The organism is Microbacterium sp. GW823-FHT02G05, from assembly GCF_058797175.1.
Map to the genome: position 1 here is coordinate 51282 of NZ_JBXAJK010000001.1, position 17269 is coordinate 68550.

Annotated in this window: 14 protein-coding genes; 5 read left to right on the plus strand and 9 right to left on the minus strand. The window is 68.3% G+C overall.

Annotated features, from left to right (window positions below; translation table 11 throughout):
• Positions 1 to 2: 2 nt before the first annotated feature.
• Positions 3 to 347, minus strand: a complete 345-nt coding sequence (locus AC1REM_RS00215) for a PadR family transcriptional regulator (protein WP_492512761.1) — start codon at positions 345 to 347, stop codon at positions 3 to 5.
• 130 nt (positions 348 to 477) lie between these two features.
• On the opposite strand from AC1REM_RS00215, the gene AC1REM_RS00220 reads away from it, so the two are divergent.
• Positions 478 to 1461 carry an o-succinylbenzoate synthase gene (locus AC1REM_RS00220; protein WP_492512762.1) on the plus strand — a complete coding sequence of 328 codons (984 nt, stop codon included), beginning with the start codon at positions 478 to 480 and terminating at the stop codon, positions 1459 to 1461.
• On the opposite strand, the gene AC1REM_RS00225 is transcribed toward AC1REM_RS00220, so the two are convergent.
• The gene (locus tag AC1REM_RS00225) at positions 1431 to 2084 is read right to left on the minus strand and encodes a TetR/AcrR family transcriptional regulator (RefSeq protein ID WP_492512763.1); all 654 of its coding nucleotides are present in this window, start codon (positions 2082 to 2084) and stop codon (positions 1431 to 1433) included. The genes AC1REM_RS00220 and AC1REM_RS00225 overlap by 31 nt on opposite strands.
• A gap of 140 nt (positions 2085 to 2224) precedes the next feature.
• Here AC1REM_RS00225 and AC1REM_RS00230 point away from each other — a divergent pair, with 140 nt between their 5' ends.
• The 3 genes from AC1REM_RS00230 (at position 2225) to AC1REM_RS00240 (ending at position 7595) form a co-directional block, all read left to right on the plus strand.
• Positions 2225 to 5035 carry an MMPL family transporter gene (locus tag AC1REM_RS00230; RefSeq protein WP_492512764.1) on the plus strand — a complete coding sequence of 937 codons (2811 nt, stop codon included), beginning with the start codon at positions 2225 to 2227 and terminating at the stop codon, positions 5033 to 5035.
• Entirely contained in the window at positions 5032 to 7002 is a 1971-nt protein-coding gene (locus AC1REM_RS00235) for a YhgE/Pip domain-containing protein (RefSeq protein ID WP_492512765.1), read from the plus strand. The genes AC1REM_RS00230 and AC1REM_RS00235 overlap by 4 nt, the downstream gene beginning before the upstream one ends.
• Positions 7003 to 7187: 185 nt before the next feature.
• On the plus strand, positions 7188 to 7595 hold the full coding sequence (locus AC1REM_RS00240; protein ID WP_492512766.1) for a RidA family protein: 408 nt from the start codon (positions 7188 to 7190) through the stop codon (positions 7593 to 7595).
• Positions 7596 to 7656: 61 nt separating this feature from the next.
• Here the strand turns inward: AC1REM_RS00240 and AC1REM_RS00245 are convergent, their stop codons facing one another.
• The 3 genes from AC1REM_RS00245 to AC1REM_RS00255 are packed head-to-tail and all read right to left on the minus strand — an operon-like array spanning position 7657 to position 11337.
• Positions 7657 to 8055 (minus strand): SHOCT domain-containing protein, encoded by a 399-nt coding sequence (locus AC1REM_RS00245; RefSeq protein WP_378786865.1) that lies wholly within the window; start codon positions 8053 to 8055, stop codon positions 7657 to 7659.
• 58 nt (positions 8056 to 8113) lie between these two features.
• A complete protein-coding gene (locus AC1REM_RS00250; protein WP_492512767.1) occupies positions 8114 to 9625 on the minus strand; it encodes a leucyl aminopeptidase in 1512 nt (503 codons plus the stop codon).
• On the minus strand, positions 9625 to 11337 hold the full coding sequence (locus AC1REM_RS00255) for an MFS transporter (RefSeq protein WP_492512768.1): 1713 nt from the start codon (positions 11335 to 11337) through the stop codon (positions 9625 to 9627). The genes AC1REM_RS00250 and AC1REM_RS00255 overlap by 1 nt, the downstream gene beginning before the upstream one ends.
• A 168-nt stretch (positions 11338 to 11505) precedes the next feature.
• Here AC1REM_RS00255 and AC1REM_RS00260 point away from each other — a divergent pair, with 168 nt between their 5' ends.
• Positions 11506 to 13056 carry an SLC13 family permease gene (locus AC1REM_RS00260; protein ID WP_492512769.1) on the plus strand — a complete coding sequence of 517 codons (1551 nt, stop codon included), beginning with the start codon at positions 11506 to 11508 and terminating at the stop codon, positions 13054 to 13056.
• Between the two features lie 16 nt (positions 13057 to 13072).
• On the opposite strand, the gene ccsB is transcribed toward AC1REM_RS00260, so the two are convergent.
• From ccsB to AC1REM_RS00280, 4 genes are read right to left on the minus strand one after another with little or no spacing between them, the layout of a single operon-like run.
• Positions 13073 to 14059: a c-type cytochrome biogenesis protein CcsB gene (gene ccsB, locus AC1REM_RS00265; protein WP_492512770.1), complete on the minus strand. Its 987-nt coding sequence runs from the start codon at positions 14057 to 14059 to the stop codon at positions 13073 to 13075.
• A 4-nt stretch (positions 14060 to 14063) separates the two neighbouring features.
• The gene (resB, locus tag AC1REM_RS00270; RefSeq protein WP_492512771.1) at positions 14064 to 15851 is read right to left on the minus strand and encodes a cytochrome c biogenesis protein ResB; all 1788 of its coding nucleotides are present in this window, start codon (positions 15849 to 15851) and stop codon (positions 14064 to 14066) included.
• Entirely contained in the window at positions 15832 to 16587 is a 756-nt protein-coding gene (locus AC1REM_RS00275) for a cytochrome c biogenesis CcdA family protein (RefSeq protein ID WP_492512772.1), read from the minus strand. Before AC1REM_RS00275 ends, resB begins: the two co-directional genes overlap by 20 nt.
• On the minus strand, positions 16584 to 17222 hold the full coding sequence (locus AC1REM_RS00280) for a TlpA family protein disulfide reductase (RefSeq protein WP_492512773.1): 639 nt from the start codon (positions 17220 to 17222) through the stop codon (positions 16584 to 16586). Before AC1REM_RS00280 ends, AC1REM_RS00275 begins: the two co-directional genes overlap by 4 nt.
• Positions 17223 to 17269: the final 47 nt, after the last annotated feature.

Sequence of the window (17269 nt, forward strand, 5' to 3'; positions counted from 1 at the left end):
GATCAGTGCTCCTCTTCCGGGAGGTCGGTGCCGAGATCGGCGATGGAGGCGGTGAGGGCGGCCCACTCTGCGGTCAGCACATCCGCGAGCGCGGCGCCCGCCGCAGAGGTGCGGTAGAACTTTCGGGGCCGGGCCTCGTCGGTGTTCCACTCGCTCGTGAGGTACTCCTGCTTCTCGAGTCGACGCAGGAGCGGGTACAGCGTGTTCGCGTCGGTCGCGAAGCCGCGGCGCGCGAGTTCTTCGAGCAGACCGTAGCCGTAGCCGGGCGTGCGCAGCAGCTGCAGACACGCGAGGACGACCGTGCCGCGGCGCAGCTCCTGGAGATGCGTGTCAAGTACCTCATTCATGATCGAGACATTACTGTGTGGCACACACTAATGTCAACGGGTCACCTCAAAATGTGCTCGCGCTGGCCCTCGCACATCGCCGCGCCGATCCCGTACCGCGGAACCGTGGCGCGCGGAGCAGAATGGGCACATGCGTCCGACCTTCGCTGACATCGCCGCCACCGCCCGTGTCGTGTCCCTGCCGATGCACACCCGGTTCCGCGGCGTCGACACCCGAGAGGCACTGCTCTTCGAAGGCCCCGAAGGCTGGGCGGAGTTCTCCCCCTTCGTGGAGTACGACGACGCCGAGGCATCCGTCTGGCTGGCCGCCGCGATCGACTTCGCCTACGCGCCGCAGCCCGGCGCCCTGCGGGAACGAGTGCTCGTGAATGCGACCGTTCCCGCCGTCGCCGCAGAGCAGGTCGCCGCCGTCATTGCGCGATTCGACGGCACCCGCACCGCGAAGGTCAAGGTCGCCGAGCGCGGACAGACGCTCGCCGACGACATTGCGCGAGTACGCGCTGTGCGCGACATCATGGGACCAGAGGGGCGCATCCGCATCGACGCGAACGGCGGCTGGAACGTCGACGAGGCGGAACACGCGATCCGCGAGCTCGCGGCCTTCGACCTGGAATACGCCGAGCAGCCCTGCGCACGCGTGGAAGAGCTCGCCGAGGTGCGCACGCGCGTGAAGTACATGGGCGTTCCGATCGCCGCCGACGAGAGCGTCCGCAAAGCCGCCGACCCTCTTGCGGTGGCACGCGCGGGCGCCGCGGATCTGCTCGTCGTCAAAGCACAGCCGCTCGGCGGACTGCGCCGCGCGCTCGACATCATCGCGGCGGCAGGACTCCCCGTCGTCGTCTCCAGCGCGCTCGACACGGCCGTCGGGCTTTCGCAGGGCGCCGCCCTGGCAGCCGCGCTTCCGGAGTTGGAATTCGACTGCGGTCTCGGCACGGCGTCGCTGTTCGCCGATGACGTCGCCGACTTCCGCCCTCGGGGCGGAACGGTGCCCGCCGAACGGGTGATTCCGGACGCGGCCGCACTCAGCCGACTCGCGGCGCCCGACGAGCGTCGGGACTGGTGGATGCGGCGACTGGAGCGCTGCTACGGCGTACTCGACGCATCCGCCGACTGACCCGGGGCGAGCAGCAGCCCGACCATGTCGGCGAGAGCCGCGCCACCCGCGCGATGCAGCTTCTCGCCGTCGAAGCCGCTGATGGCGCAGCGCACCATCGTTCCCTCCCAGATCGAGGTGAGCAGATGCGCCGCCGTGGAGACGTCCACCCGCAGCGAGAAGGTGCCGGAGTCGACGATGCTGCGAATGATGCCCTCGATGCTCGCGCTCATCCTCTGCTCCTGCACGAGGTAGGCCTCAGCGAAGAGCGGGCTGCGCAGCGCATGGTTGCGAATCTCGCTCATCAGCATGACGTCGAGCCGGTCATCCATGCCGGTCTCCATGATCTGATGCACGAGTTCGAGGGCGTCGAGGTCGCTGCCGATCAGGCCGCGAGCGACGAAGGCCTCGATGCGCGCGCGGATGGTCTCGAGTCGGGCCGCGGCCACGACCGAGGTGAGCTCGAGGAACAGCGCATCCTTCGATTCGAAGTTGGAGTAGAACGCGCCACGCGTGAAACCCGCACGCTCGCAGATGTTCTCGACGCTAGCGCCCTCGAGGCCGACCTCCGCGAAGACCTGGGCGGCCGCGTCGAGCAGACGGGCGCGCGTGTTCTCACGACTCCGAGTCGTCGATGCGGTCATCAGTGCCTCCCAGGCTCTCCTCCATCATTCACACCCCGTACACAGAATGCGAGAGGCGGACCCCCTTACGATACAGGTGTGTATTGAATACACCTGTGTATCCGCACAATCACCCTCGTTCGGCTTCCCGGAGGAATCGCGTGTCCACTCTTCTGTCTTCCCTCGGCCGCTGGTCCTACCGGCACCCGTGGCGCGTCCTCGTGGCCTGGTTGCTGCTGCTCGGCATCGCCGGCGGCGGTGCGCTCGCGTTCGGCAAGAGCTTCGACAACTCCTTCAGCATCCCCGGAACCGAGTCGCAGGCCGGGCTCGAGCAGCTCGAGCGCACCTTCCCGCAGGTCAGCGGCACCAGCGCGCAGATCCTCGTCGTAGCCGCCGACGGCGATCGCGTGACGAATGCGGACTACCGCGACCCCATCGAGGCCGCGGTCGCGGACCTCGAGGACCTCGACGGCGTCCTCGCGGCGACCTCCCCGTTCAACGAGATGGTCACAGGAATGGTGAGCGACGAGGACACCGCCGCGATCCTGCGTCTGCAGTTCGATGGCCAGTCCACGGATGTCACGGAGGAGACGACCGACGCCCTCACCGCGATCGCCCGCGAACTCGCAGACGAGCTGCCCGAGGGCAGCTCCGCCGTACTCGGCGGCGACCTCTTCGCGATGTCGATCCCCGGCGTCACGCTCACCGAGGCCGTCGGCCTGCTCATCGCGTTGATCGTGCTGGTCGTGACGTTCCGCTCCTTCGTCGTCGCGGGTCTCCCCCTGCTCACGGCGATCCTCGGCGTCGGCATCTCGATGGCCGGCATCTTCGCCGCCACCGCCGTCAGCACGATCTCCTCGACGACGCCGCTTCTCGCCCTCATGCTGGGCCTCGCGGTGGGGATCGACTACGCCCTGTTCATCGTCTCGCGCCATCAGGATCAGGTGCGCGCCGGAGTCGATCCCGAAGAGTCGACGGCCCGCGCGACGGGCACCGCAGGATCAGCCGTCGTGTTCGCCGGAGTCACCGTGCTCATCGCGCTCATCGGCCTGGGCTTCGCCGGCATCCCGTTCCTGACGACCATGGGAATCGCGGCATCCGTCGCCGTCGCCGTCGCCGTCATCATCGCCGTCACCCTGACCCCCGCACTGCTCGGGTTCATGAAGGGTCGCGTCGCCGGCCGCCCCAAGAAGGAACGCCCGAAGAAGACCAAGAAGAGCGCGGAACCCCGCCCGAAGACATCCACCCGCTGGGTGACGCGGGTCACACGGCACCCGATCGTCTCGGCTCTCGCCGTCGTGGTCGGACTCGGCGTCGTCGCCATCCCTGCCCTCGACCTCAACCTCGCGTTGCCGAACGCCGGCGTGCTGCCGAAGGGCTCCGAGGCACGGCAGACCTACGACCTCACCGCCGAGCACTTCGGTCCCGGGTTCAACGGACCGCTGATCCTCACCGGAACGATCGTCACCTCCACCGATCCCCTCGGCCTCATGGAGGATCTCGCCGATGCCGTCGAGCAGATCCCCGGCGTCGCCGAGGTCGCGCTGTCGACGCCCAACGAGACGGCGGACACCGGGATCGTGCAGGTCATCCCGACGACGGCCCCCGATGACCCCGCGACGTCCGACCTCGTGCGGGAACTGCGGGCACACCACGACGAGTGGCTCGAAGAGTTCGGCGTCGACCTCACCGTCACCGGCTTCACCGCCGTCGCCATCGACATCTCGGATCAGCTCGGTGCCGCCCTCCTGCCCTTCGGGATCTTCGTCATCGGCCTGTCGCTCGTGCTGCTGACGATCGTGTTCCGCTCGATCTGGGTGCCGATCACCGCAGCCGCCGGATATCTGCTGTCGATCATCGCCGCCTTCGGAGTGGTCTCAGCGGTGTTCGAGTGGGGATGGTTCGCCGACTTCCTGCACGTGGCCCGCACCGGTCCGATCATCAGCTTCATGCCGATCGTCCTCATGGGCGTGCTCTTCGGTCTCGCCATGGACTATCAGGTGTTCCTGGTGTCGCGGATGCGCGAGGACTATGTGCACGACCCCGAGCTGCGCGGCGCGACGAGCAACAGCCCGGAGCACAGGGCGATTCGTCGCGCCGCAGCGATCCGCGCCGTGCGCACCGGCTTCTCCGGCTCGGCAAAGGTCGTCACCGCAGCAGCGATCATCATGTTCGCGGTGTTCGTCGCGTTCGTGCCCGAAGGCGACTCGTCGCTCAAGCCGATCGCGCTCGGCCTGGCCGCGGGCATCGCCATCGATGCCTTCCTCGTCCGGATGACGCTGATCCCCGCACTCATGGCGATTCTCGGCGATCGCGCCTGGCGCATCCCCGCCTGGTTGGAGCGAGTGCTGCCACACGTCGACATCGAGGGTGAGGCTGTCGAACGCGAGCGCGCCCTCGCGGCGTGGCCGGGAGACGACTCGGTCATCGCCGCCGAGGCACTGTCGGTGCAGGCGGATGCTCCGATCATCGAAGAGCTCGACCTGCGCGTGGCCCCGGGTTCCGCGGCGGTCGTCGTCGGACGTACGGCGGCGGTGCGCACGGCGCTCGCGCTTACGATCGCCGGCCGGATTCCCGCTGCCTGCGGACGCCTGCGCGTGGCAGGACACCTGCTCCCCGGCCGCGCCACCTGGGTTCGTGCGCACGTCGGATGCGTGCTCGTGGCAACCTCCGATGCTCCCCTCGAGGCCCTGCGCGACGCCCTCCGCGGGCGCAGCAGCCTCGTCGTGATCGACGGCATCGACCGACTCAGTGCCACCGAGCGCGACCAGGCATCCGCAATGCTGCGGGATGCGGCCGCACGACGCCCGCTCGCCGTCCTCGCCACGGCAGCCGACGCCGACAGCGCCGGCAGTCTCCTCGTCGATGCGGGCTGGTCACAGGCCGCTCTCGTCGACCTCGCCAGCACGGGCCGCCGGTCCGTCACCGCGCCCGCTCCATCCGCTTCCGACACCGCAGAGGTGAACGCATGACCACTCTGATCGAACGCGCGCGCTCGCGCCGCCCTGTGACCTGGCTCACGCTCCTGGGCGTGCTGCTGCTGCCTGCCGCGCTCGGTGGTGTGCTCGTGGCCGCGCTGCAGAACCCCACCGAGCGCCTGGAGCACATGACCGCGGCGATCGTGAACCTCGACGAGCCGGTCACGCTCGACGGGCAGATGGTTCCGCTCGGACGCCAGCTTGCCTCCGGGCTCGTCGATGGCGGTGACGCGGACTCGAACCTCACGTGGGTCATCTCCAACGAGAAGGATGCCGCCAAGGGGCTGACCGCCGGCACGTACCAGGCGGTCGTGACGATCCCCGAGGAGTTCTCCACCGCGGCGACCTCCGGCGGCCAGGCCGTCGGCGGCGCCCACGTCACCCCCGAGCAGGCGACCATCAAGGTCGCCACGGCCCCCGATGGGCGCGTGGCAGACGGGCTCATCACGAACCAGATCGCCTCCGTTGCGGCCGCCACGATGGGCACCACTCTCGCCGAGACGACGCTCGAGAACGTGCTCGTCGGCTTCACCGCGATCGGTGACCAGATCGGCACCGCCGCAGACGGCGCAGGTCAGCTCGCAAGCGGCGCACGGGACGCGGCGACGGGTGCCGCCGCCATCCCCGAGGGGGCCTCGAAGCTCGCCGACGGCGCGGGCCAGCTCGGTTCGGGCGCGGGAGCCCTCGCCTCCGGCCTCGACACGATCGCCAGCGGGACACGCGACGCGCAGAACGGCGCCGCGCAGCTCGGTGCCGGACTCATCGGCGGCGCGGACCAGCTGGTGGCGAACGGGATCGTGCCACAAGAGCTTCTCGGCGGCGCGGCTGTCAGCCAGCAGAATGCGGATCTCGTGGCTGCGTCTGCCCCGGGACTCGCGACAGAACTCGGCGCACTCGCGGCCGAGTGCGCCGCTGACCCCAACATCCCGGCTGCGTTCTGCGAACGTCTCGGCACAGCTGCGGCGACGGCAGGCGAGATGGTCCGCCCCGCACTGACCGCGCAGGGCGCGGCAGCGGGTACCGCCGCCGGGCTCAACCAGCTCGCCGCGGCCGCCCCCGCGCAGATCGCCGGCTCCATGCGCACGGCCGGCGACGCCGCGAACGCCCTCGCGGGTGGCCTCGGACAGCTGGCGGCCGGTGTCGATCAGTCGGCTGCCGGCGCTCGCGAGCTGTCCACCGGGGCGGGGGCACTCAGCAGCGGAGCGTCCGAGCTGAGCACCGGTGCGGCCACGCTCGCGACCGGCCTCGACACCCTCGCCACGGGAACGAGCGACCTTGCCGACGGTCTCGCCACGGCGAGCCGCGAACTTCCGTCGTACGCCGACGGGGAAGCGGCGAACCTCGCGTCCGTCATCGCGTCCCCGGTCGCGGCCGACTCCGACGATGCGGCGATGTTCGGTCCCACCGCGATTCCGTTGCTCGCCACCGTCGTGCTGTGGTTCGGCGGACTGGCCTCGTTCATCGCGATGCGCGCCGTCACCGGCAGCGCCCTCACCTCGCGCCGCCCCTCGGCCGCGCTCGCCTGGCGCGCCCTGCTGCCGGCCGCGGCAATCGGCGCGGGTCAGGGACTGCTCGTCGCGCTGATCGTGCAGATCGTCGCCGGCTACGACGCGACCGCATGGTGGACGTTCGCCGGCGTCGCGATGGTCGCGGGCGTGGCCTTCGCGGCCGTGAACCAGGCACTCGTCGCCGTGTGCGGTGGGGTCGGGCGCTGGATCTCCGCGCTCATCGGCGTCATCGCCGTCGCCACGGGCATCATCTCCACGGTGCCGGGCTGGCTTGCCGGCATCGCCGGGTTCCTGCCGACCGCGCCCGCATCGGTGGCGTTGATCGGCGAGACCGGCACCGGGTCCGCCGTCGTGGGCATGCTCGTCTGGGCGGTGCTGTCGTTCCTCGCGACGACGCTCGCCGTCGTCCGACGGCGCACGACCTCCGCCACTGCGGTTCTCGCCGCAGCATAGCCCGGCGTCCGCCGAAGCCCCCTGCCCTCGTGGCAGGGGGCCCTGTCTTTCGCCATCGGTCCCAAGAACTCCGCGACACAGCGTCGAAGCACCCGAGTTTCTGGGACCGCTCGCGCGTTCGTGGGCCGTACTCGGGCGAGAAGTTCTGGCAGGGTGGAGGTTTCACCACCGCGACAGGAGCCCGCATGCCGAAAGCCGTGACTCTCACCCGCTCGAACTCGCTCTCATCGGTCGCTGAATACGCCTACGCGGCGACAGCTCCGCCGGAAGCCCGATTGATCTTCCTCGCGGGATCCTGCCCCCTCAACGACGACGGGTCGACCGCGGCGGTCGGCGACTATGCGGCGCAGGCGGCGAAATGCCTGGAGAACATGCGCATCGCCCTCGCCGAAGCCGGAGCCGACATCGATGACGTCATCAGCACGCGCGTGCTCGTGGCATCGGCCCGCCAGACCGACCTCGTCGCCGCCTGGGAGGTCGTCCGCGACGCTTTCGGCGCGCACGACGTGCCCAGCACACTGCTGGGCGTCACTGTGCTCGGCTACGACGATCAGCTCGTCGAGATCGAAGCCGTTGCGGCCGTGATCGACTGATCACACACCGACGACAGAACCGCGCATACCCCGCAGGGCGTGCGCGGCTCTGCGCAAAGAGTCAGGCCTTGGCGAGCGCCGACTGCTTGAGCTTGTCGAACTCTTCTGCCGTGATCGCGCCCGAGTCGAGCAGCTGCTTCGCGTGGGCGATCTCCGCAGCGGGGGTGGCAGCGGTGCCCGACACGGAGCGGATGTACTCGTTCGCCGCCTCCTGCGCCTGGGCGGCCTGCTGCTGGGCACGCTCACCCATGCCGCGGCCACGCGCGATGAGGTAGACGAGTGCCGTGACAAAGGGCAGGAACACCAGGAACAGCATCCAGACGGCCTTGGCCCATCCGTTGAGCTTGTGGTCGCGGAACAGGTCGCTGATGATCGAGAACAGCGCCATGAGGTAGGCGACGAAGACGAAGATCGTCAGGAACCACCAGATGGCGTCCCAGATCGTGGTCCAGAAGGACATGATTTCTCCTTAGTGCGGTAGTTGACGGTGTTGCGAGAAGACGTCGATGTCGTCGTGGCTAGTCGACGGCTGAGAAGGCGCGTGCCGCCTCGACCAAGATGCGGGCCCCGAACCCCGTCGCGCCGCTGGTGCGCCAGGCGTCATCCTTCTCGGTCTGCATGGTGCCGGCGATGTCGAGATGCGTCCACGGAGTCTTGCCGACGAAGTGCTCCAAGAACAGCGCCGCCGTCGTCGCGCCGGCGAAGGGACCCCCGAGGTTAGAGATATCGGCGATGTCCGAATCCAATTGCTTGCGATACTTCTGCTGCAGCGGAAGCTGCCACACCGGCTCGTCGACCTCGTCCGCCGCCGCACGCACCCGATCGATCATGCGCTGATCATTCCCGAACACCGGCGCCGTGGCGGGTCCGAGCGCCACGAGCGCCGCACCGGTGAGCGTGGCGATGTCGACGATGGCATCGACGCCCTCTTCGTTCGCCAGCACCAGGGCATCGCTCATCACGAGTCGCCCCTCGGCGTCGGTGTTCTTGACCTCGATCGTCGTGCCGCCGCGTGCGGTCAGCACGTCGCCGAGCTTGTAGGCCGTGCCCGAGGGCATGTTGTCGGTGCACATGAGCCAACCGGTCACCGTCGCCGGCACGCCCGCGTCTCTGAGCGCCGTGAACGCACCCAGCACGGCTGCCGCTCCACCCATGTCCATCTTCATGAGCAGGTGCATCGGGTCGCTCGGCTTGAGGCTGATGCCGCCGGAGTCGTACATGATGCCTTTGCCCACGAGCCCGAGGTGCCCGCTCGACTCCCCCATCGGCGCGTAGGACAGCTTGACCATGCGGGGCTCTTCGACGGAACCCTGATTGACGCCGAGCAGGCCGCCGCACCCCAGCTCGATCAGCGCCTGCTTGTCGAAGAGCTCGACCCCGAAGCCGTAGCGTTCGCCCAACACGACTGCGATGTCTCCCATATCGGTCGCCGTCAGGTGGCCGGGAGGGGTGTTCGCGAGGTCACGGGCGACGATCGCTGCCCGCGCGCGGACGCGCGCCTCGACGATCGCGTCTGCCGCGTTCGCGACGTCTGGCACATCGAGCGTCAGCGCCTCCAGCACCACATGCTTCGAGGAGTTCGACAGCGCCGTGTAGCGGTAGCCCGCGAGCAAAGCGCCCTCGGCCAACGCGCGGATGCCCGTTTCGACGTCGACCGCGGCGAAGTCTGTGACCTGCAGAGCGAGACGCGACCGCCGCGCGGCGGCGCGAACGAGGCCCGCCGCCGCATCACGCAGAACAGCGCTCGTGAGCTCGGCACGCGCCCCGAGACCGATGGCGATCAGGTCAGGGCCTCCGGCCTGCGGCAGGACGAGTGTCGTCCCGGCGGCCGCCTCGAAGCCGGCATTCGCGAGTGCGTCCCGATCGAAGCCCAGCGCAGGCGGAGCATCCTCCTCAGCGAACACTCCGATGCCGATCGCCTCCACCTCAGCGGGCGCGCCGCCGAGGGCGACCTGTGTGGCGTCCAGCGCCTCCAAGCCCGGCACGGTGGTGAAGTCGACGGGGATCAGCTTGTTGGGACTGCGGGACATCACGGCACCTTCTTCTCAGATCGACGAACACCGGCCGGCGTGGGCTTCTCCGCCGCAGGATTGAGCGGCGTGGTCTCGTCGATCGTGTCCGGATCGTTCGGCTCGACCTGCTCGGGGAGCTCCCCATCGATGCGGCCGGGCATCCGGGTCGCCGGCACGATCGCGAGGAGCGCGAGACCCGCGAGCCCCAGCAACGACAGCTGCAGCGACCGGAGGCGAGCCTCGGCATTGATCTCCACGGCGGCGACGATCTCCTCGTCGATCGCAGATGTCGCACCGAGACGCTCGGCGAGCATGTCATTCGTGAGGAAGTCGACGTCGTTGAAGTTCACCTCGGCGACGAGCTCCGCCGAGATCTCCGGATGCTCGTCGGCGGAGGTCTGCAGCGTCGCTGCGAGAAGTCCCACGGCGAAGGCGCTGGCGACGGCGATACCAATCGAACCGCTCAGATTGTGCACGAGACCGCGCCACGCACCCACATCACCCGCGAGCTCCTTCGGCGCCGACGAGAGCAGTGTGTTGAAGACGAGCGCGACGATCGATCCCTGGCCGAGGCCGAGCAGGATGAGGCCGATCACGATGAACGCCTGCCCCCATTCGCCCCGCACCGTGAAGGCGAGGAGCGTGAGCGCTCCCGCCACCACGACGAAGCCCGCGGACGCCAGGACACGCGGAGGGAAGGCGTTGTAGAGGTAGGCGACGAACGTCGATGCGAGGAAGATCGACAGCGTGTAGGGAATGATCGAGAACGACGTCTGGATGCCCGTGAGGCCCTGCACCATCTGCATGTAGAGCGGGATCAGGAAGTTCGCCGCCGTTCCGACGAACAGCATCGTCGCCATGCACGCGGTCACCGCGAGCTCGCTGCTCGTGGCCAGAACGCGCAGGTCGAAGATGCGCGGCTTCTTCGCCTTCTGCCTCGACGACACCCAGGCGAAGAACGCCTGCCCGCCGATGAGGCCGAGGATGATCAGCACAGGTGCGGGAGAGACGCCGAGGATGTCGAACGGAGCCTGATCAGTCGCCTGCCAGAGCCCCCAGGTGTTGAGACCGGAGAAGCCGAAGCTGAGCAGGATGATCGTGATCGCCGCGATGATCGCGCCGGTCCAGTCGATGGACAGGTTCGGCTGCGCAGGAACCTTCTTGACGCCGAAGCTCAGGACGAGATTCAGTGCACCGAGGGCGACCATCAGCGCGAACGACCAGCGCCATCCGATCGTCTCCGCGAACCACCCGGCCAGAAGCAGCGCGAGCACGCCCGCGAGCGGGATGGCCGCCGCCAGGAAGCCAATCGCCTTCGCCTGTGTCGCGCCCTTGTAGTTCGTCGCGATGAACACCGTGAGGGCGGGGGCGATCAACGCGATGACCGCGCCGGAGGACGCCTGCGCGATGAAGAGCATCGCGGGGCTCATGCTGAACGCCACGCCCGCCATGGCTGCGGCATGGATCGCAACTGCTATCTGGAACACTCCTCGTGTGCCAAAGCGCGCGCCGATCTTCGCCCCGAGAAGGATGAAGGCGGCCATCGCGAAGGTTCCTGCGGTGATCGCAGTTCCCACAGAAGTCGCCGGCGTATCGAGGTCTGTCGTGATCCCGGCCATCGAGACCGTCAGGGCATTGACCGCGAACGACGCCTGGATCTGGGTCAGCACGACGACGATCAGGGGAAGCCAGGAGGTGCGGGGTGATGCGGACGTCTCGGTGACAGCCATGCGTTGCCTCTCATTTCCGACGGATTCCGCCGTCGGGCGCGTGGGCGCACGCGCACCTCTCTCTGATATAGCGGATGCGGAGGCCGAGGACAAGAGCGCGGGCCGTGAGAAATCGCCCACCTGCGCACCGCCCACGACGCCCTAATGTGTGTGGTTATGGACCCGATCGTGACCACGCTCGTGATTCTGGTGTGCGCGGTCATCGGATTCATGTCGAACCGAGTACCGCTCGCCGTCGTCGCGATCGGTGTCTCCGTCGCCCTCTACCTGACAGGCGTCCTCGATCTGAACTCCGCCATGGCGGGCTTCGGCGACCCTGTCGTGCTGTTCATCGCCGCGCTCTTCGTCGTGAGCGAAGCTCTCGAATCCACGGGCGTCGTGGCCTGGGCCGGGCAGCAGGTGATCGCTCGATCCGGCACGCGGCGCGTATCGCTGCTGATGACGATCGGCCTGCTGACGGCGATCATGACGGCCGTCATCAGCGTCAACGGCGCAGTGGCCGCGCTTCTCCCCCTCGTCGTGGTCGTCGCCGCGCGGGCGGGCATCGCCCCGTCGCAGATGCTTCTGCCCCTGGCGTTCTCGGCGCACGCCGGGTCGATGCTGGCTCTCACGGGCACCCCGGTCAACATCATCGTGTCCGAGATCGCCGCAGACTCCGGCGGTCGTGCGTTCGGATTCTTCGAGTTCGCGCTTGTCGGGCTTCCACTTCTTGCGGGAACACTCGCGGTCATCGCGCTCCTCGGTCGCCGGCTGCTCCCCCTGCGCGCCGCGCCTTCGGCCCCCGTCGATCTGGAGCGGCTGGCTTCCGCGCTGCGTCACGACTATGCGATCGCCGCGGAGACACCCCTGATGTCCTCAGAACGCGGCGTCGCCGAAGTCGTCGTTCCTCCGCGATCCCCTCTCATCGGGTTGCACGTCTGCGTCGGCATGACGACGCCCAGCGGTGATCTCCTCGTCCTCGGGATTCGACGCGGTGAGGAGCAGCTGACGGGCGCGGATGAGATCGTTCGCGCGGGCGACACTCTTCTGCTCGACGGCACTTGGGACGACCTCGAGCGCCACACCTCGCACCGCGCGGAGGTCCTCGTGGTGGACGAGCCTCAGGTGGTCCGCCGCGCCGTGCCCCTCGGTGCCGGCGCGAAGCGCACGCTCGTCATCCTCGCTCTCATGATCGTCCTGCTCGCGACCGGCATCGTGCCTGCCTCCATCGCCGCGCTCCTCGCCGCCGGAGCACTCATCCTGACGCGGGTGGTCTCGATCACGCGCGCGTACCGCTCGATCTCCTGGACGACGGTGCTCCTGGTCGCCGGCATGATCCCCCTCTCCACGGCATTCCAGGAGACCGGTACGGCCGACCTCATCGCCGCGGGGCTGCGTTCCCTGTTGGGGGCAGCGGGGCCCCACGCGGCGATCGCGGTGATCGTCTTCATCACGCTCATGCTCGGGCAGCTCATCAGCAACACCGCGACCGTGCTGATCATCGCCCCCGTCGCCGTCGCCCTGGCCGCATCGATGGAGGTGTCGGTGCTGCCCTTCATGATGGCGCTGACCGTCGCCGGGGCGGCGTCTTTCCTCACGCCCGTCGCGACACCGGCCAACCTCATGGTGATGGAGCCAGGCGGATACCGCTTCGGCGACTACTCGCGACTCGGGGCGCCACTCATGCTGCTGTACTTCGCGATCGCGGTCTTCTACGTGCCGCTGATCTGGCCCTTCTGACCAGCGGCGTCCGGGCTCAGAGACCCGAGTAGGCGTGCAGTCCCTTGAAGAACATGTTGACGATCGTGAAGTTGAAGATCACGGCGGCGAATCCGATGATCGACAGCCACGCCGATCGTGCACCGCGCCAGCCGCGCGTCGCACGCGCGTGGATGTAACCGGCGTAGACGACCCAGATGATGAACGTCCAGGTCTCCTTGACGTCGAAGCCCCAGTAACGGCCCCATGACTCCTGCGCCCAGATCGAGCCTGCGATGAGCGTGAAGGTCCACAGGATGAATCCGACCGTCACGAAGCGGTAGGCGAGGCTCTCGAGACGATCTGCGACCGGAAGCGTCGCGAGGAAGCCGGGGCCGGTCTTCGCTTCGCCCGCGGCGAGACGACGCTCACGGCGGCCCTGCATGAGCTGCAGCACGCTCAGCGCGAAGGCGAGCCCGAAGAAGGCGGTGCTGAGCGAGGCCACGAAGACGTGGATGATGAGCCACACGCTCTTCAGCGGGTCCATGAGCGGCACGATCTCGACGTAGAAGCTCGTCGCGGCGCCACCGAGAAGCACGACGATCAGGCCCAGGATGAACGTGCCCAGGTAGCGCAGGTCCATCCAGATGTTCACGGCGATGAAGACGGCGATGATCAGCAGCGTGCCCATCATCGCGAACTCGTACATGTTCGCCCACGGAACGCGCTCGGCGGCGATGCCGCGCAGGACCGTGCCGGTGAGGTGGAACAGGAAGCCGAGCACCGTGAGTGCCATGCCGATGCGCGCCATCACGAAACGGCGGCGTGGGGCGGCAGGCGCCGCAGGTGCCGGGACGACCGGAGCGGATGCGGCGCCACCGCCGCCCACCGCGGACCCGACGAGCGCGGGCTTCTGGGCCGCCGTCTGTGCGTCGCCCGCAGCCTGCGAGCGCGCGGCCAGATCGAAGGCGAAGGCCACGAAGGCGCCCGCGTAGATCGCGATGGCGGTCCAGATGAGCAGAATCGACAGCGAGTCGAGGTCCATTGCTTCAGTCTACTTTCGGGGTTGTCGCAGGTGCTTCGGTGTTTTCTGCGGCGTCGGACTCGTCGACCGGTGCCGGGGCATAGTGTCCGCTCTCGTCGAGCGTACGGCCGTGCTTCGCCGCGACGTCGTCGATGGCGAGCGCGAGCGTGGGGTCCTCGCCACGGGCCAGCGCCGCGTACTCGAACGACACCGTGTCGTCCGCGACGGTCGCCTTGACCCAGACGCGGCGGCGCGGCACGAACATCGCGAGCAGGAGTCCGGCGACCGCGAGCACGGCGAAGCCGAGCACCCAGATGGCGGATGCGTCGTGGTGGATCTGCAGCGATGCGAAGCGCTTGACGGACTGGCTGTAGTCGGCGGCGCCGGCCGGAGACTCGTCCTCGAAGGTCACCGAGCCGCGACCGCCCGGGAGCTCTGCCGTGTCACCCGGTGCGAGCTCGATCGAGTCGACGCCGGTCTCGCCGCCGGTGAGCTGCTCCATGCCGCTGGGGTCGAGGACGTACACCGAGCGCGGTGTGCCGTCGTCGATGCCGAGGTCGCCCTCGTAGACGTTGAGGGTCAGCATCGGGTTGATCAGATCGCCGAACGCGGAGGTGAAGGCGCCCGTGTTGAGTTCGACCTGCGTCGGGTAGAAGAACCCGACGAGCCCGATCTGCTCGGGCAGACCGTCGGGGATCTTCACGACGCCGAGCGAGGTCATCGCCGCGTCCTGCGGGAGGAACGGCACCGAGTCACGGAAGATGACGTCGCCGTCGGCGTTGCGCACCGTGATGGTCGGTGCGTAGCCGTTGCCGAGCAGGTAGATCTGGTCGCCCTCGATCGTGATCGGCGAGTTGACGACGACCTTGTCGGTGCGCTGTTCCTGACCGGGAACGTCGATCGTGACGTGGGCGGCGAAGTTTCCGGCCTGTCCTGCGGCGGTCGTGCCGATCGGCTCGTAGGTGACATCGAACTCGTCGAGGGTCATCCGGTACGGGGCCAGCGCCCCCTCGGCGACGAAGCGTCCGCGGTTCATCGACGAGTAGTCGAGCAGCGTGTTCACGAAACTCGTGCCCTCGACGACGACGCGCTGTCCCGTGTAGGCGAAGCTGCCTCCGACGGCGACGGTCACGAGGATGCCCACGAGGGCGAGGTGGAAGAGCAGGTTGCCTGTCTCGCGGGCGTAGCCGCGCTCCGCGGAGACGGAGTAGCCGCGCTTGTCGTCGTAGCGGACGACGCGGTAGCCCGAGGAGCGCAGCTGCGCCTCGGCACCGTCGATGGCGGCGGATGCTGCCGCCGAGGCATCCTGATCCGCGACGACCGTACGCGACGCAGCACGGAAGTCGTCCAGGCGGCTCAGCCGCACCGGCGTGCGCGGCGGCTTCGTGCGCAGCGCCTTGAAGTGGTGCTTGATGCGAGGCAGCACGCACCCGATCAGCGAGAGGAACAGCAGCAGATAGATGGCCGAGAACCACGCCGACAGGTAGACGTCGAACATCTGCATGGCGTCGAGAATCGGGAACAGATCAGGGTTCTCGCTCTGCCATTGCGTGACGCCGTTCGGGTCGGCCATCCGCTGCGGGAAGATCGAGCCGGGAATCGCGGCAATCGCGAGCACGAGCAGCAGCACGAGCGCCGTGCGCATCGACGTCAGCTGCCGCCAGCCCCAGCGCATCCACCCGACGACGCCGAGCGCCGGGGAGGTGATCGTGTCATTGTCGCTGTCGATGTGGTCAGAGGGACGCAGCGGATCGGCGGCCGCGCCGGTCGCCGCAGACTTCTTCGACGCCTTCTCAGAGGGGGAGGATGACACTGCTCATCACCGCCCCGAGTCGCGACATGATGTCGGTCCAGATTCCGCTGACCATGAGCACGCCGAGCAGCACCAGCAGCACACCTCCGATGATGTTGACCGTGCGCACGTGACGGCGCAGGAAGCCGAGCGAACGGGTCGCCCAGCCGAATCCCATCGCCACGAGCAGGAACGGGATGCCGAGTCCGAGCGAGTACGCGAGTCCCAGCAGGCCCGCACGCCACGGGTCACCGACGTTCCAGGCGACGGCAGTGATCGCCGTGAGGGTCGGGCCCATGCAGGGCGTCCAGCCGATGCCGAGCGCGAAGCCGAGAAGCGGGGCGCCGAGCAGGCCGGTGCGCCCGGAGATGTTCATGCGCATCGTGCGCTGGGCGAAGCCGAAGAGCCCGATGAAAACGAGTCCCATGAGGATGATCACGACGCCGAGGATGCGGGTGATCAGATCGCCCCACTCGATGAAGAACATCCCGGCCGTGCCGCCGACGATGGTCAGCGCGATGAAGACGACCGTGAAGCCGGCGATGAAGAGCAGCACCCCGGCGACCAGGCGTCCGCGCGATGGCTTCGTCCCTGCTGATCCGGAGGAGCCGCTGTCGACGCTGCCTCCGAGGAACCCGAGGTAGCCCGGGACGAGCGGCAGCACGCAGGGCGAGAGGAAGGAGATCAGCCCGGCGAGGATCGCGACCGGGACGGCGAGCCACAGCGCCCCGAACCCCACGAGGGAGTCGACGTTCACTGCTTCTCCGCGAGCGCGTCTTTGACGAGCGTCGAGAGCACGGATGCGCCCTCGAGCTGACCGATGATGCGCGCCGCGACGCGCCCCTGCTTGTCGAGGACGAGCGTCGTCGGAGTCGCCTGGATCGGCGTGACCTGCGCGAAGGCCAGCTTGGCCTCGCCGGTGTTGACGTCGATGAGGTTCGGATAGGTGATGCCGTACTCTTCCGCGAACGAGAGTGCAGTGTCGGCCTGGTCGTAGGTGTTCACCCCGATGAACGAGACGCCATCATCTTTGAACTCCTGCCAGACGGCCTCCAGGTCGGGGGCCTCGACGCGGCACGGGCCGCAGGCGGCATACCAGAAGTTCACGACGACCACGTCTCCGGCGACGTCGTCGCTGGAGAACTTCTCGCCGTTCTCGAGGACTCCCCCGTAGACGACGGGCTCGCCACGCTCGGCGATCTTCACCTCTTCGACGCGGAAGCCGTTCGCCGCGATGTAGCCCTTGTTCGACCCGTCGAGGTACTGCTGGGCGACAGGGTCAGGCGCGCACGCGGCGAGGCTGACGGCGAGAGCGGCGACGACCACCGAGGAACCGAGACGCACAGCTCGCGATCGTGCCGCGCTGCGATTCGGGCGCAGAGAGGTGAACACGGCCTTGATTCTACGGAGCATCCCTATGCGTCTCCGGGGAAGGCTCA